This is a genomic window from Fischerella major NIES-592, from assembly GCF_001904645.1.
Taxonomy (GTDB): Bacteria; Cyanobacteriota; Cyanobacteriia; order Cyanobacteriales; family Nostocaceae; genus Fischerella; species Fischerella thermalis.
This window is the reverse complement of sequence record NZ_MRCA01000009.1, coordinates 50,172-63,964: the sequence shown is the minus strand read 5'-3', so window position 1 is coordinate 63,964 and position 13,793 is coordinate 50,172. Positions and strand designations below refer to the sequence as shown.

Here is a 13,793-nt window from a genome sequence, read left to right as displayed (position 1 = left end):
TTAACCAGTAGTCCAGTAGTTTTGGGAAAGCGAACACAGATGCACACAGATGCACACCGATGGTTTATCTGTGTTTATCGGTGTTTATCGGTGTTCGTAATCACCCAATATCTCTTTTTGTCAGAGTTTACAGCTACAAATAACTTTCAATCAACTGGCGGTACTCGCTCTTTTGCTTCACGCCCTTGACTTCTTTTAACAGTTCCTTATTCCTAAAAAACTGAACTGTGGGAGTTCCGGTAATGCCCGCATTTTCCGCAATTTCTCGGTCTTTGTCGATATCAATTTCCACAAAGTGAATTTTACCGTCAAATTCATCTACTACTTTATTAAGTATGGGTTTGAGGGTGTGACAAGGGCCGCAACCAGGAGCGACGTATTTGACAACCAGCAAGCGATCGCTTTCGTGGAAAAGCTTCCGCAGAGCATAACTTCCCTCATGACGTGTTGCATTTAAATCAAATTCATCGTCGGTGGGAGTACGGTTAGAAGTTGGCTGAGGCTCTAATTCATTATCTGGAGTTTGTGAGACTTGATGAAACTCCTGAATTAAACCATTGGCAGATAACCACCGTTCTGCTAACATCGCTGCCATACAACCACTACCTGCTGCGGTGATTGCTTGGCGATATTCATGATCCTGCACGTCACCAGCAGCAAAAACACCTTCTACACTTGTTTCTGGTGAACCAGGTTTGGTGACAATGTAACCTACCTCATCGAGTTCTATTTGTCCTTTAAATAAGGAGGTGTTGGGAGTGTGACCAATGGCGTAGAATAGTCCTTTAACGTGCAGTTCACTTTCTTCCCCAGTCTTATTATTGCGAATTCTCACCCCTTCCATGTGACCGTTACCAAACACGTCTACAGGTTCGGTGTTCCAGTGAATATGGATTTTGGGATTACTCAAAACTCGGTCTTGCATGGCTTTAGAAGCCCGCATTTTATCGGAACGTACCAGCAGATTTACTTTGGAGCCATATTTGGTTAGGTAAATAGCTTCTTCCGCTGCTGAGTCGCCACCACCTACCACAGCCAATTCCGCCCCATGGAAAATTGGTGTAGCACCATCGCAAATCGCACAAGCAGAAATACCCCGACTCCAAAATTGCTCTTCACAAGGTAGTCCTAGCCGTTTTGCTGTTGCACCTGTGGCAATAATTAAACTATGGGTTTTAAATTCCCGTTCTGTGGAGCGGACTGTAAATGGACGCTGTTTTAAATCTACTTCAATTACGTCTTCTGTATATAGCTCAGCGCCCCAACGTTCCGCTTGAGCTTTCATCAAATCCATCAGTTCTGGCCCAGTAATCCCTTTGGGAAAGCCAGGAAAGTTTTCTACTTCCGTTGTTGTCATCAACTGTCCACCAGGCAAACCCCCAGCTTGGAAGCCCTCAAATACAATTGGTTTTAGGTTGGCGCGTCCCGCGTAAATAGCAGCTGTGTAGCCTGCTGGACCAGAACCTATGATTACCACGTTTTCTACATTTGGGTTAGTCATGATGGCTAAGATAAACAAACTCATAACGACTACGTATAATTCATCATAACAAATATTTTGGTTAGCGGTTAGTTGTTATTCGATTACCCGATTCCCAAGAAAGCAGATTTATCCGTGGGATCAATCCAAAATTGTCTGACTAATTACGTTATATTGGCGATCGCAACTCAACCAAGATATCGCACATAGCAGTAAGCTGGTTTATTTAGAGCATTTATAAAAATTCCCAACTATGGCAACGATTAACGACAACTACCTCAAGCTGAAAGCTGGTTATCTGTTTCCTGAAATTGCACGCCGTGTCAACGCTTTTGCAGAAGCTCACCCAGATGCCAAAATTATCAGGTTGGGTATTGGTGACGTCACCGAACCATTGCCAGAAGCTTGCCGCACTGCGATGATTAAAGCTGTAGAAGAAATGGGCGATCGCGCCACTTTCAAGGGCTATGGCCCGGAACAAGGTTACGCTTGGCTACGAGAAAAAATAGCTACACACGACTTCCAAGCGCGGGGGTGCGAAATTGATGCATCGGAAATCTTTGTGTCTGATGGATCTAAGTGTGATACAGGCAATATTCTCGAAATATTTGGCAAAAATAATACCATTGCCGTTACCGACCCTGTGTATCCGGTATACGTAGATACTAATGTCATGGCGGGAAATACAGGTAACTCTAACGATAAAGGTGAGTATGAAGGTTTAGTTTATCTGCCAATTACAGCAGAAAATAACTTCACCGCTACTATCCCCTCACAGAAAGTCGATTTAATTTACCTCTGCTTCCCAAATAATCCCACCGGTGCAGTCGCTACTAAAGAACATCTCAAAGCCTGGGTAGACTATGCAAAGGATCATGGCTCGATCATTTTCTTTGATGCTGCTTACGAAGCCTATATTACTGATCCAGAAATTCCCCACTCCATCTATGAAATTGAGGGAGCAAGAGATTGTGCGATCGAATTCCGTTCTTTTTCCAAAAATGCTGGATTTACCGGTACGCGGTGTGCATTGACTGTGGTACCCAAAAACCTTACTGCTAAAGCTGCTGATGGTTCCGATGTGGAACTTTGGAAACTCTGGAACCGCCGCCAGTCTACTAAGTTTAATGGTGTGTCCTACATTGTACAACGGGGAGCTGAGGCAGTTTATTCCCAAGAAGGGCAAGCGCAAACCAAAGCCCTGATTAGTTTTTACCTGGAAAACGCTAACATCATTCGCGAGCAACTGACAGCAGCAGGATTAGCTGTCTATGGTGGCGTAAATGCACCTTATGTCTGGGTGAAAACGCCCAATGGTCTTTCTAGTTGGGACTTTTTCGACAAATTGCTGCATAGTTGCAATGTTGTGGGTACACCAGGATCTGGCTTTGGTGCAGCAGGTGAAGGTTATTTCCGAATTTCCGCGTTTAACAGTCGGGAGAATGTGGAAGAGGCGATGAAGCGGATTACAACCCGCTTTTCTGCATAAGTTCCACTTCATTCGTTTCTCAAGAAACATAGGGGGTATGGGTGTGTCAGCCTAACACGCAGCAAAGCTTTGCTGCGTACCACCCCACAAATAAATGATGCTGTGGGCTTGTCGAATTCAGGTGAGTTTCCTTGCCGCAATAGGTGACATATTTGGAGTAGATGAACAAAAATGAGCAAAACTACGTCTTTAGTTAGACCGTCTTCAGAAGTAGCATTAAGTAAAATGAGTGATTATGAAGAAATGTCAAACTATTTATCACGCTCATTTATTAGGTCTGCTCAAAGATTACGGGCTTGTCGCTATAAGTGTATTAGTAGTACTGTTAGCGACACTTTATCCTTTTAATTTTTCATTTCCAGATTCTTTTTCTTTAGAAGAACTAATTAATAGTTTTAGTAATACTACTTCTTTTCAAGATACAGTCAACAATATTTTATTATTTATACCTCTAGGTTTTTTTTGTACTAGTCTTTTACAAAAATACAGAACACAATTAAGACTGGAAATTTTAACAGTTATATTAGCAAGTGCGAGTTTATCAACAATAGTTGAATTATTGCAAGTTTTTGTGCCTGGGAGAAGACCGACTCCAGAGGATATTATTAATAATTCTATTGGTGGTTTTGTTGGTTGGCTTTGCTTTAATTGGCTTTTTTCTCGCAGTTTTGCTACCATCTTAGCAAGGATCGAGCATAATAGCAGTAGACGGGTGAATCAAAGAATAGCTACTTTTTGCCTTGGTTACATATTATTATCATCTCTGAATTTAGTATTCTGGCAAAGTACAACATATTTAAGTAATTGGGACTCCAACTATCCACTCGTAATTGGTAATGAGGCAACAGGAGATAGACCTTGGCAAGGATATATCTCTAAAGTATACATAACTGATAAAGCCGTTTCTGCAATTGAAGCTGCACAGATATTTACAGATAAAGATTACTTTAATAATTTTGGAGATTCTCTGGTAGCTGCTTACAAATTAGATGCAAGTAGTCAATATTCTTATCGGGATAGGAGTGGTAATTTACCCAAATTGTTATGGCGTGGTCAGCCTGTAAATACTCAGGAAAACAAAGGGGCTTTATTGAGTTCTAGTAACTGGCTTGAAACAGCAGATCCTGTGAAAAAATTAAATAAAAGAATATCCAACACTTCTGAATTTACTATCAGCACAACTGTAGCTACTAGTGACATAAATCAAACTGGACCAGCCCGAATTGTGTCAATTTCTCATGATTCTCTGCGTCGTAATTTTACTTTAGGACAGCAGGGAACAGCTTTAAATTTGCGATTAAGAACACCAATTACGGGGGAAAATGCTGGAAGTGTTCAACTTAACATTCCTAATATTTTTACCGACAAACAACCACATCATCTAATCATTACCTATTCTCGTCCGATTATCCAGGTATACGTAGATAAACTACAAAATTCCTACTCATTAAATTTGCTAGACTTCATTCCCATAGACTATAAGCTCTTTTACTATTCTTTAAATTTTATACCTTTAGGAATTTACCTTGCCCTTCTTTCTCTGTTGGTAAAAAACAGTCGCGTCATTCACAGGTTGTTAATAATTTTGGGTATATTATTACCTTCTTTGATGCTGGAAACTTTTTTGGTAAATGTGTATGGTAAGGAAATTAGTTTGAGAAATATTTTACTTGGTATATTTTTTACGGCAACTACAGCCTTTATCCTGAGAAACAGGGCTACTTTTTTAATCAAAAAAGTAGCTTAAAATCCAGTACCCTTAGGTTAAGGGTTGTTTAGATGTGTAGAGACGTGCTATGGTATGTCTTTACAAAGATTACTTGGTAGGTCAATTATCTGACGAACCGTATTGGGAGTGTAAAGGTATAGGCAAACGTACCCGTGGGGCTTGATTGAAAATCAGATATTTGACCTTTATACATAAATTTTGCGATCAATCCTGAAGAAACTACTCATAATGAGAAAAGTCTATTGTTGTTAATTTTGCATAACAGTTTAGCCATAGCATGATTGGCAAATTGCTAGATCGGCGTTATCAGGTGGTTCAGAGACTAGGTCAAGGTGGATTCGGTCATACCTATATAGCCGAAGATACTCGTCGTCCTGGAAATCCCTCCTGTGTAGTCAAGCACCTCCAACCAGCAACTAGTGATCCAGATTTTTTGGAAACAGCTAGACGCTTATTTAAAAGAGAAGCTGAAACCCTGGAAAGGCTGGGTAATCATGACCAAATTCCCCGACTGCTAGCTTACTTTGAAGAAGACGAAGAATTTTACCTGGTGCAAGAATTTGTTCCTGGTAATCCGCTATCGATGGAATTGCAACCGGGTTTACAGTGGAGTGAAAGCCAAGTCATTCATCTACTGCAAGACGTTTTACCCATTCTAGAATTTGTCCACAGTCATGAGGTGATCCATCAGGATCTCAAACCCCATAACTTAATTCGCCGTAGTTCTGACAATAAGCTGGTTTTAGTTGACTTTGGTGCGGTGAAACAAGTGAAAATGTATTCACTGATGACACCAGATCAGCTAAAAAATGAGACTATTCCAATTGGCACACCTGGCTACATGCCAAGTGAACAAGCACTAGGCAGACCATATCCTAACAGTGATATTTATGCTTTGGGTATGATAGCGATTCAAGCTTTGACGGGCTTACATCCCAAACAGTTAGGTGAAGAGCCTGCAACTGGGGAGATAATATGGCAGCATCATGCCCAAGTTAGTGACGCCTTGGCAGCTATTTTAACAAAGATGGTGCGTCAACATTACAAATACCGCTATCATTCAGCAACTGATGCCCGACAAGCAGTAGCTGCGATTAGCAGTCCCAACACACCAAGCGTTGTAGCAGCTGTTGTCAACCAAATATTAAAAGATTATTGGCAACAAGGCTACCTGTCTGCAACAAAAATGGTGCGATCGCTCCAAGAACTAGCAAAACCTTGTTACGTTCCCCCAGATAACACAACAGTTCGCCTATCTACAGGATCAACACCCACAATTCCACCAACAATACCACAAACACAGAATTTAGGAAAAACTGCTCGTCTCAATCCATTTACGTCACGCAGCAATTTTCAGATTAAACCTCGTCAATTACCATTATTAATTTTTGGTACTGGTGCTGGCGTCTTACTTACTTACGGTGTAATTACCACAAGTCGCCCACCCCAGCCTGCACCTGTAGTTGCAAAAAATCAAGTTAAAGAAACAACCGATAAAAATCAAACCCCAAAAAAAGATAGTTGTATTGTTGTTGTTAGCTCATCTAATTTACGCTCTACATCCGGACGCAGGAGAACAGGAAAAGTTATCAAAGCTGGAACCAAAGTCACAGTTACAGGCAAAGAACAAAATGGTTGGATAGAGATTAGTTCTCCGGAATCTGGGTGGATTTGGAAGAGTCGGACAAGAAATATGTGTTCTGGGAAATAAATGTACACCCATAAACCATCTGTGTACATCTGTGTGCATCTGTGGTCAATTTTCAACAAGATTGATTTGTGGGCGGAGCATTTGATGATATCATGTCCGCTTGAGGACTTATATTATCCCTTGGGGTCGGTAATGGGTAATGGGTAATAGTTGGTTATTTTTTCACTATGCCCACCCTACAAATGCCCAACTGTCAAAAACTTACTATTGATTCAAAGCAGTAGGGAATGCACCAGGTTGTACAGCTAAATTGATGGTTTGACCTTGACGGCGCAATTCTAGGCGTAAATTTCCACCAATTTGGCTATTATCTACTGCTTTTTGGACACTTCTAGCATCTGTGACAGTTTCACCATTGACTTTTTGAATCACATCACCAGCACGTATACCTGCTCTCGCAGCTGGTGAATTGGGCATAACTCTCACAACTAATACGCCTCTATCTTCATTGACAGTCAAATTGCTGTTAGGATCAGAGTTCAGATTCTCTCTCAACTCTGGTGTCAACCCGATCATTTGAATACCTAAATAAGGATGTTGAGCGCTACCTGTGGTAATCAGTTGATCAGCGATGCGTTGGGCTGTGTTGATGGGAATGGCAAAACCAATTCCTTGTGCGCCTTGGATAATGGCTGTATTCATGCCAATTACTTGGCCACGATCATTTAATAAGGGGCCACCAGAGTTACCAGGGTTAATTGCTGCGTCTGTTTGGATATAGTCTACTCGTTTATCGGTAGCACCAATCAAATTTCCATTGCGTCCGGTAGCGCTGATAATACCTGTGGTGACAGTATTATCTAATCCCAAAGGATTACCGATCGCGATCGCTAATTGTCCGGGTTGCAATTGTTCAGAATTGCCCATTGCCAAGGTTGGTAGGTTATTGGCTGCAATCTTGATCACTGCTACATCAGTCAACTCGTCTTTACCCAACACCTTACCGTCAAAGCTGCGTCCATCTTTAAGTGTGACTTTAACTGTATCTGCACCATCAACAACATGAGCATTAGTGAGGATACGACCGTCACTACTGATGATAAAACCAGAACCACTACCACGTACTACTCGCTGTTGTGGTGAAAATGGTATTTGCCCACCAAAAAAGCGACGGAAAAATGGATCGTTAAATTCCTGTGGAATACGGGATATTACAGTTCTAGCAGAATCAATTCGCACTACGGCAGGACCAACTTTTTGCACAATATTTGCAACAAAATTGGGATCTGCGGTTGCTGTTAAGGGTGGGGCAGCATTAACTGGAGTTACTGCTAGATTAGATGCATTGCGAGACATCTGCTGATAGTTAGTAGCTACATATCCACCAGCAAACGTCATGCCAGAACCGAGTAACACTAGCGATAAATTCATAGCTGCCCTGCGCCAAGGTGCAATAGAATGGGGTTTATCGCTAGATGAATAATTTGATAAATTGTCGCGATCACGTGGTTCGTGTAACATTTTTTGTACAGAGTATCTTTAAGCTTATATCCAATCTAGATACTCTTTATGAAGTTTTTGTTTCAGAAATATGGCGCTGATGTGAAACTTGCACCAGAAAAGGGAGAAGATAGGTGATCGCATCCGCATCAAGATTAGGTAATCTAACAATTGTGACTATTACTCTTCATAATTATGAATCAGGACTTTGTGCTTTTCTTGATCGGCGTGGGTGTACTCGTTGTATATCTTGTCTTCTCAGCCATGACTGAAATGGGAACTAAGTTTCCTTGGAAGAAGTAAATCGTTCAACTCTGGTTTGCAGGCGATCGCTCTACTAGCCAACGGTGCAAAATCACCATGAGCACCAGCAAAGGAACCATCAAAATAAAAGCATAGAAATATAAAGCGACACCAATTGAGATTGGATTTTTGAGTAGCGATCGTAATTTAGACGACATAAATTCTGATGTTGCTCGCCTTACTCATTTTAAGAATCACAGCAGTTGTTGTAGCTAGCGATCGCCATCAAGATAATCCCCTAGAAACGAAAATTTCTTTCTTGATATATGAAGGTACTAACTGCTAAAACCAAGCTGGTGAGTGCTATGCCTATGGATGTAAAAAATCGTCTGCTTTTCATTAACAGATCACGCGTTTAGTAAAAATATTTTGGTGTAAAATTTACAGTTGGTATAACACTACCAACATTATCAGTTACTATCAACTAAATTTGTAGTCTATGATACTAATTGAACATCACATTCTGGTGTCTTGAGTATTTCAATGGCGATCGCGTGGTTGTCAATGGCTTTCCTGACAACGAAAATCCTTGCCACAACGCTGCAATTAAGTAGGTCGGTGTGAAAATTGTCGTTATGACAAGGCAGAAGGGAAGAGCTTTTTGGGCAACTTTACTTTCCGTTACATACCACTCTCCCTTGAAGCCGCTCAGCGTCTACGGTTTTTTTCGCACCGTTCTAATTAATTCGACATCAAATACTTGTGCAAAAGACTGTGCTAAAGTGTGGCGTACTCGCTCACAGCTTATACCTGGTATCCAATTGGCTAAACTAGCCACAGGTTTATCAGCAATGCCACAGGGTACAATTCGCTCAAAACCTGTCATGTCAGGACAAACATTTAATGCAAAGCCATGCATGGTAATCCAACGGCTGACTTTAATACCAATTGCAGCAACTTTGCGTCCTTCCACCCAAACACCGGTGAAACCAGAAATCCGCTCTCCTACTAAACCATATACTGCCAGCGCCCGAATTAACACTTCTTCTAACTGCCGCAAGTACCAATGCAAGTCTTTTTGATAACTATGCAAGTTTAAAATTGGATACCCTACCAGTTGACCTGGACAATGGTAAGTAACCTCTCCGCCTCGTTCAACTCGATACACATCATACGTATGATTGTCAAGGTCAAATTTGAGAAATTCCGGGGTTGCTCCTTGCCCCAAAGTGTATACAGGTGGGTGTTCTAGCAAGATTAACACATCGTCTAGATTCGGGTCTTTGATCCGCTCTTGAAGAAGCGATCGCTGCCACTCTAGTGCATCCAAGTATGGTAATAGTCCTTGGTCATATAGTAGACACCGGCGGTTGTGTGAAGGAATACTACGGCTCATACCAAAAAATAACTAATTTACATGTTATGATGTATAAAAAATGACAGTATTGTCTCCTAAACCTCAAGCTATGCAAAGGATCATAAAGGAAAGTAAAGGGAAGCGGTTTTGTAAAATACAAGATGCTAGTTTGAATATATAACCTCAATGGTATTGGGAGGAATTCTCTACAATAACCATCATGCCAAGAGAAAGAAGAATAAATGCACTGGCTGATGGATTCTAACTCAATTGTTTTCTGTTGAAAAAGGGATAAAACTAACAATAAAACGCTTATTGTCTATGAAAAGCGAATGCAGCCCGTGTTGGAGAAGCAAAGCTAAATATATCTGCATGAATATCCATGAGCCTTTTTTGCAGCTGGAGCTATTGCAAAGATTCCTAAATTGATAACACTAGGCATGAGCAAGTACTCACCTAGATTTGGCTTAGGGTAGTCGCATTAGCAGTACAGTAGGGATTTCCCAATTTCGGCGGCAGTGATAGACCTTAACCGAAATATCTTCTTCTCCAAACCAAATACACATCAAAAGCTTTGAGCGGGAGAGTTTACATGAAGCTTGTCATCCACGGCAAAAATATTGAAATCACCGATGCGATTAGAGAATATGTACATCAAAAAATTGAAAAGGCGGTGAGTCATTTTCAAAACATCACAAATGAAGTGGATGTACACTTGAGCGTAGCTCGCAATCCCCGAATTAATCCCAAGCAGGCGGCAGAAGTCACAATTTATGCCAACGGAAACGTCATCCGTGCCGAGGAGAGTAGCGAGAACTTGTACGCCAGTATAGATTTGGTAGCAGATAAAATTGCCCGTCAACTACGTAAATATAAAGAACGGCGTCATGACAAGAAAACTCATGCCCAAACTACTATTGAAGGAGTAGTACAACAGACAGTAGTTACGGATTTAATAGGTAATCGCGCCCCTGAATTACCAGAAGAAGTGGTTCGGACAAAATATTTTGCCATGCCACCAATGACTGTTACAGAAGCTTTAGAACAACTGCAACTGGTGGGACACGATTTTTACATGTTCCGCAACAGCGAAACAGGCGAAATTAACGTGATTTACGAACGCAACCACGGTGGTTACGGTGTAATTCAACCCCGCAACAGTAATGGTCATATAAATCATACCAATGGTAAAAATGGCAAAACTGCTCATACCAGCACTGGCGTTACGGAGGTATCGCACGTAAATAAATAAAGCTTTTGTTAGTGGTTAGTGGTTAGTGGTTGGTTATTGATTGTTGTACCAGACGTGCCATGGCACGTCTGGTACATTGGTTAATGAATGGGTAGTCCAACCACACCGCGAATAATTACATTGAATTTTGGGGTAGGCGTTTCGTCTGCCCTATTCTATTTATGGAAGAGATGGGGCGTTGCTGAATCTNGGTCATGAATTATGTTTGTATACATTTTTGTAGAGACGTAGCATTGCTACGTCTACGTCTCTACATATCCGTGAATTGTAAATTCATATCTTGATTCAGCAACGCCGAAAACTGCTATAAATGCCCTGAAATTTCCAGTCTGAACCTAAGCAACCACAATATAAGGCGAGTCGATCGCCGCTACGCGATCAGCATCAACTAACGCTTGATACACCATCGCCACTACCTCTGCGCGTGTTGCTTCGCGGGTGGGGTTGAGTTGCTTAACTTTGGGATAGTTAACAATAATTTGTTTTTCGCTAGCAACAATTACCTCATCTTTGGCATAGTCAGGAATTTTTGTTTGATCATCGTAGGGTTTGACAGTTTTATTACCACTAGCCGTTAATCCTAGTCCATTCACCAGCGAAACGATAACTTGTACACGCTGGATATTATCGTTAGGACGGAAAGTGTTATCAGGATAACCAGAGAGAAATTGTCCTTGATAGGCTTGTTGAATGACTTTGTTTGCCCAAAAGTCCTGGGGTACATCTTTAAATTTGATTGCTTGGCGTTTGGCGCTGGGGTTAAAAGCTTTGACTATTAATGCAGCATACTGCGCCCTTGTCATTGTCGCATCTGGTCTAAATGTGCCGTCAGGGAAACCCTTGATGATTTGTAACTTGACTAATTCCCGAATAAAGGCAACTGCCCAATGATTGCTAATATCGGTTAAGTTGCTGGGAGTAGGTGTAGGCGTAGGTGTGGGATTTGGAGTTGGATTTGGTAATGGAGTCGGTATCGGATCAGGAAATGGTTCAGGTTGTGGTTCTGGGGTAGGAGTTGGATTAGGAATTGGATTTGGAGTTGGATTTGGGGTTGGGGTAGGAACTTGATTATCAAGAAACTCAATTAAACCCTTGATTTTTGTTGGATCTATTTGATTTCCTATAGAAGTAAGTTTGTTGGAACTGGCATTTTGGACATCAAATTGTCCGTTACTACGGAAGATATTACCTCCTGGGTTATTGGTACTACCAATATCTGGTAAAGCATTGGCAATTACCGTCAAGCCATCTTGGGTATTTCTTTCGCAGATATTATTACGTAATATCGGACGAGCGCTACCAGAGATGACAATACCAGAACGATTTTCAGAAATTTTGTTATCTACTAGTTTGGGAGAAGCTGTATCACTAATGGCAATGCCAAAACCCGTATTGATGCATGTATTACCTTGAATCTCGCCTTTAGCATTCTTGGCGATCGCAATTCCATTAGCAGCATTTTCTATAAATTGATTACTGCGGATTACTGGGTTCCCATCACCAGTTACAAACACTCCTTCTCGCTTACATTTTGTAAAGGTACAGTTGGCAATAGTAGGACTGGTAGATTCTACCCATACACCACTACCACGGGTAGCGGAATTAGTCACAGTTACACCCTTGAGTTCAGCACCATTGTCTAGTACAAATGTGACATTTTGACCAGCAAAAGTACGACTGAGGTACTGACCACTACCTTCAATTAAAATACTACTGCCTTTGTTAGCTTCATTACCTACTATTGAAACTCCAGCCGGAACCGACAAAGGAAAGACTTCCCCAGAAGCAGCATTGTAACTACCATCTGCTAGTTGGATCTGCGAACCGGAAGTAGCTTTTTTGAGGGCTTGTGTAATAGTTTTTAAAGGTGCTTGTGGTAAACCACTGGCGCTATCATTGCCAACAACAGAATTTACGTAAAGAATTTGAGACATATTTATACTGTCAAAAAAGACATTGACATCCTACCGCTTACACTTCAACTTTGTAGCAGTCGATTCCTTAAAGTAAGTTAAAGTCTTTCTTGTTATAAGTTTCTGTTTGTTGGGACAATAGATAGCGATCGCTCTTTAAACGTAATCTGCCTGAAGGGGTGACAATTTCAATACGACGGTTGTTTTGTCGTCTTACCCTAGTTATAAAGAAATATTTTATTTTTTATTATTTAACTTTAGATTGTGAGTGTTTATACAATTTTGTAATTTTGTGCCACAACTTTTACAAAATACCGCATCAGCATCATGAAAAGCTAAACCGCATCCCGGACAAACAGTTTCTACTTGATTTGCAGTTTTTACTAAGCGTCTAATTAAATCACCTACTTGCCAAGGAATAAGCGCAATCCCTGTTAGAATCATTAAGACCGTCAGCAAGCGACCTAACTCTGAAGTGGGAGTGACATCACCAAAACCTACAGTCGTCATCGTCACTACGGAAAAATAAAAAGCATCCAAAAAAGTAGCAAAAATTTTCGAGTTAACAGGATGCTCAACTTGATAGATTAAGCCAGAATATACAAAGATAATTGCAAATAGAGTAAACAATATTCTAGCAAAAATTACACCATCTTCACTGCTGATACCAAATAAGTATTTTTTGTCTATAAACCTAATCAGCCTTAGGATTCTGAACCACCGCAATAGACGCAAAAAGCTAATATCAATCGCTCCTAAAAAAGATGGTAGAATTGCGATTAAGTCAATTATTGAATAAAAACTTAAAACATACTTAACTTGATCTTCAGCACTCCACAAGCGCAGAAAGTATTCCAAAGCAAAAATGACTAAAATAATATTATCTAATATATTTAAATTAAATCTAACAACATCAGGTATATTATAAGTTTCTGCGACAAAAATCCCTGAAGACAATAAAACCAACCCAGCAATAGTTAAATTAATTAATTTGCCTACTGGTGTTTCCAAATCAGCTAGATAAAAAGCAGTTTTCTCTTTTGTCAACAACATAAAAACTCTTCTTTGTCTCTAATGTTACTTTCCTTATATTCTTCGTGTACTTTGTGGTTAGTAGAAAAAATCATATTAACAACTACAATCAGATTGATATATACTGACTAAATATCCTTTCAAACC

The 13,793-nt window shown here is 40.6% G+C and carries 10 protein-coding genes; 4 read left to right on the top strand and 6 right to left on the bottom strand.

Going from position 1 to position 13,793, the window contains the following annotated elements; genetic code table 11:
- Positions 1-133: 133 nt before the first annotated feature.
- On the bottom strand, positions 134-1,501 hold the full coding sequence (trxB, locus tag NIES592_RS16365; RefSeq protein ID WP_062250459.1) for a thioredoxin-disulfide reductase: 1,368 nt from the start codon (positions 1,499-1,501) through the stop codon (positions 134-136).
- A 232-nt stretch (positions 1,502-1,733) separates the two neighbouring features.
- Here trxB and NIES592_RS16360 point away from each other — a divergent pair, with 232 nt between their 5' ends.
- The 3 genes from NIES592_RS16360 (at position 1,734) to NIES592_RS16350 (ending at position 6,409) form a co-directional block, all read left to right on the top strand.
- Entirely contained in the window at positions 1,734-2,969 is a 1,236-nt protein-coding gene (locus tag NIES592_RS16360) for an LL-diaminopimelate aminotransferase (protein WP_062245025.1), read from the top strand.
- Between the two features lie 235 nt (positions 2,970-3,204).
- Positions 3,205-4,716, top strand: a complete 1,512-nt coding sequence (locus tag NIES592_RS16355) for a VanZ family protein (protein ID WP_062245029.1) — start codon at positions 3,205-3,207, stop codon at positions 4,714-4,716.
- Positions 4,717-4,975: 259 nt separating this feature from the next.
- Positions 4,976-6,409: a serine/threonine protein kinase gene (locus NIES592_RS16350; RefSeq protein WP_073556309.1), complete on the top strand. Its 1,434-nt coding sequence runs from the start codon at positions 4,976-4,978 to the stop codon at positions 6,407-6,409.
- A 204-nt stretch (positions 6,410-6,613) separates the two neighbouring features.
- Here NIES592_RS16350 and NIES592_RS16345 read toward each other — a convergent pair whose 3' ends face one another.
- The 3 genes from NIES592_RS16345 to lipB form a co-directional block, all read right to left on the bottom strand.
- Positions 6,614-7,870: an HhoA/HhoB/HtrA family serine endopeptidase gene (locus tag NIES592_RS16345; protein WP_073556308.1), complete on the bottom strand. Its 1,257-nt coding sequence runs from the start codon at positions 7,868-7,870 to the stop codon at positions 6,614-6,616.
- A 287-nt stretch (positions 7,871-8,157) separates the two neighbouring features.
- The gene (locus NIES592_RS25290; RefSeq protein WP_178379566.1) at positions 8,158-8,310 is read right to left on the bottom strand and encodes a hypothetical protein; all 153 of its coding nucleotides are present in this window, start codon (positions 8,308-8,310) and stop codon (positions 8,158-8,160) included.
- 497 nt (positions 8,311-8,807) lie between these two features.
- Positions 8,808-9,488, bottom strand: coding sequence for a lipoyl(octanoyl) transferase LipB (gene lipB, locus NIES592_RS16340; RefSeq protein ID WP_073556307.1), 681 nt, complete (start codon positions 9,486-9,488; stop codon positions 8,808-8,810).
- A gap of 553 nt (positions 9,489-10,041) precedes the next feature.
- Here lipB and hpf point away from each other — a divergent pair.
- Complete coding sequence (hpf, locus tag NIES592_RS16335; protein WP_062245044.1) at positions 10,042-10,701, top strand: ribosome hibernation-promoting factor, HPF/YfiA family; 660 nt, start codon at positions 10,042-10,044, stop codon at positions 10,699-10,701.
- 335 nt (positions 10,702-11,036) lie between these two features.
- On the opposite strand, the gene NIES592_RS16330 is transcribed toward hpf, so the two are convergent.
- On the bottom strand, positions 11,037-12,635 hold the full coding sequence (locus tag NIES592_RS16330) for a DUF1565 domain-containing protein (protein ID WP_073556306.1): 1,599 nt from the start codon (positions 12,633-12,635) through the stop codon (positions 11,037-11,039).
- 216 nt (positions 12,636-12,851) lie between these two features.
- A complete protein-coding gene (locus NIES592_RS16325; protein WP_073556305.1) occupies positions 12,852-13,667 on the bottom strand; it encodes an ion transporter in 816 nt (271 codons plus the stop codon).
- Between the last annotated feature and the right edge of the window lie 126 nt (positions 13,668-13,793).

Coding starts and splice junctions, on each gene's coding strand:
- trxB (WP_062250459.1), bottom strand. CDS start 1,501: ATGACTAACCCAAATGTAGAAAACGTGGTAATCATAGGTTCTGGTCCA.
- NIES592_RS16360 (WP_062245025.1), top strand. CDS start 1,734: ATGGCAACGATTAACGACAACTACCTCAAGCTGAAAGCTGGTTATCTG.
- NIES592_RS16355 (WP_062245029.1), top strand. CDS start 3,205: ATGAAGAAATGTCAAACTATTTATCACGCTCATTTATTAGGTCTGCTC.
- NIES592_RS16350 (WP_073556309.1), top strand. CDS start 4,976: ATGATTGGCAAATTGCTAGATCGGCGTTATCAGGTGGTTCAGAGACTA.
- NIES592_RS16345 (WP_073556308.1), bottom strand. CDS start 7,870: ATGTTACACGAACCACGTGATCGCGACAATTTATCAAATTATTCATCT.
- NIES592_RS25290 (WP_178379566.1), bottom strand. CDS start 8,310: ATGTCGTCTAAATTACGATCGCTACTCAAAAATCCAATCTCAATTGGT.
- lipB (WP_073556307.1), bottom strand. CDS start 9,488: ATGAGCCGTAGTATTCCTTCACACAACCGCCGGTGTCTACTATATGAC.
- hpf (WP_062245044.1), top strand. CDS start 10,042: ATGAAGCTTGTCATCCACGGCAAAAATATTGAAATCACCGATGCGATT.
- NIES592_RS16330 (WP_073556306.1), bottom strand. CDS start 12,635: ATGTCTCAAATTCTTTACGTAAATTCTGTTGTTGGCAATGATAGCGCC.
- NIES592_RS16325 (WP_073556305.1), bottom strand. CDS start 13,667: ATGTTGTTGACAAAAGAGAAAACTGCTTTTTATCTAGCTGATTTGGAA.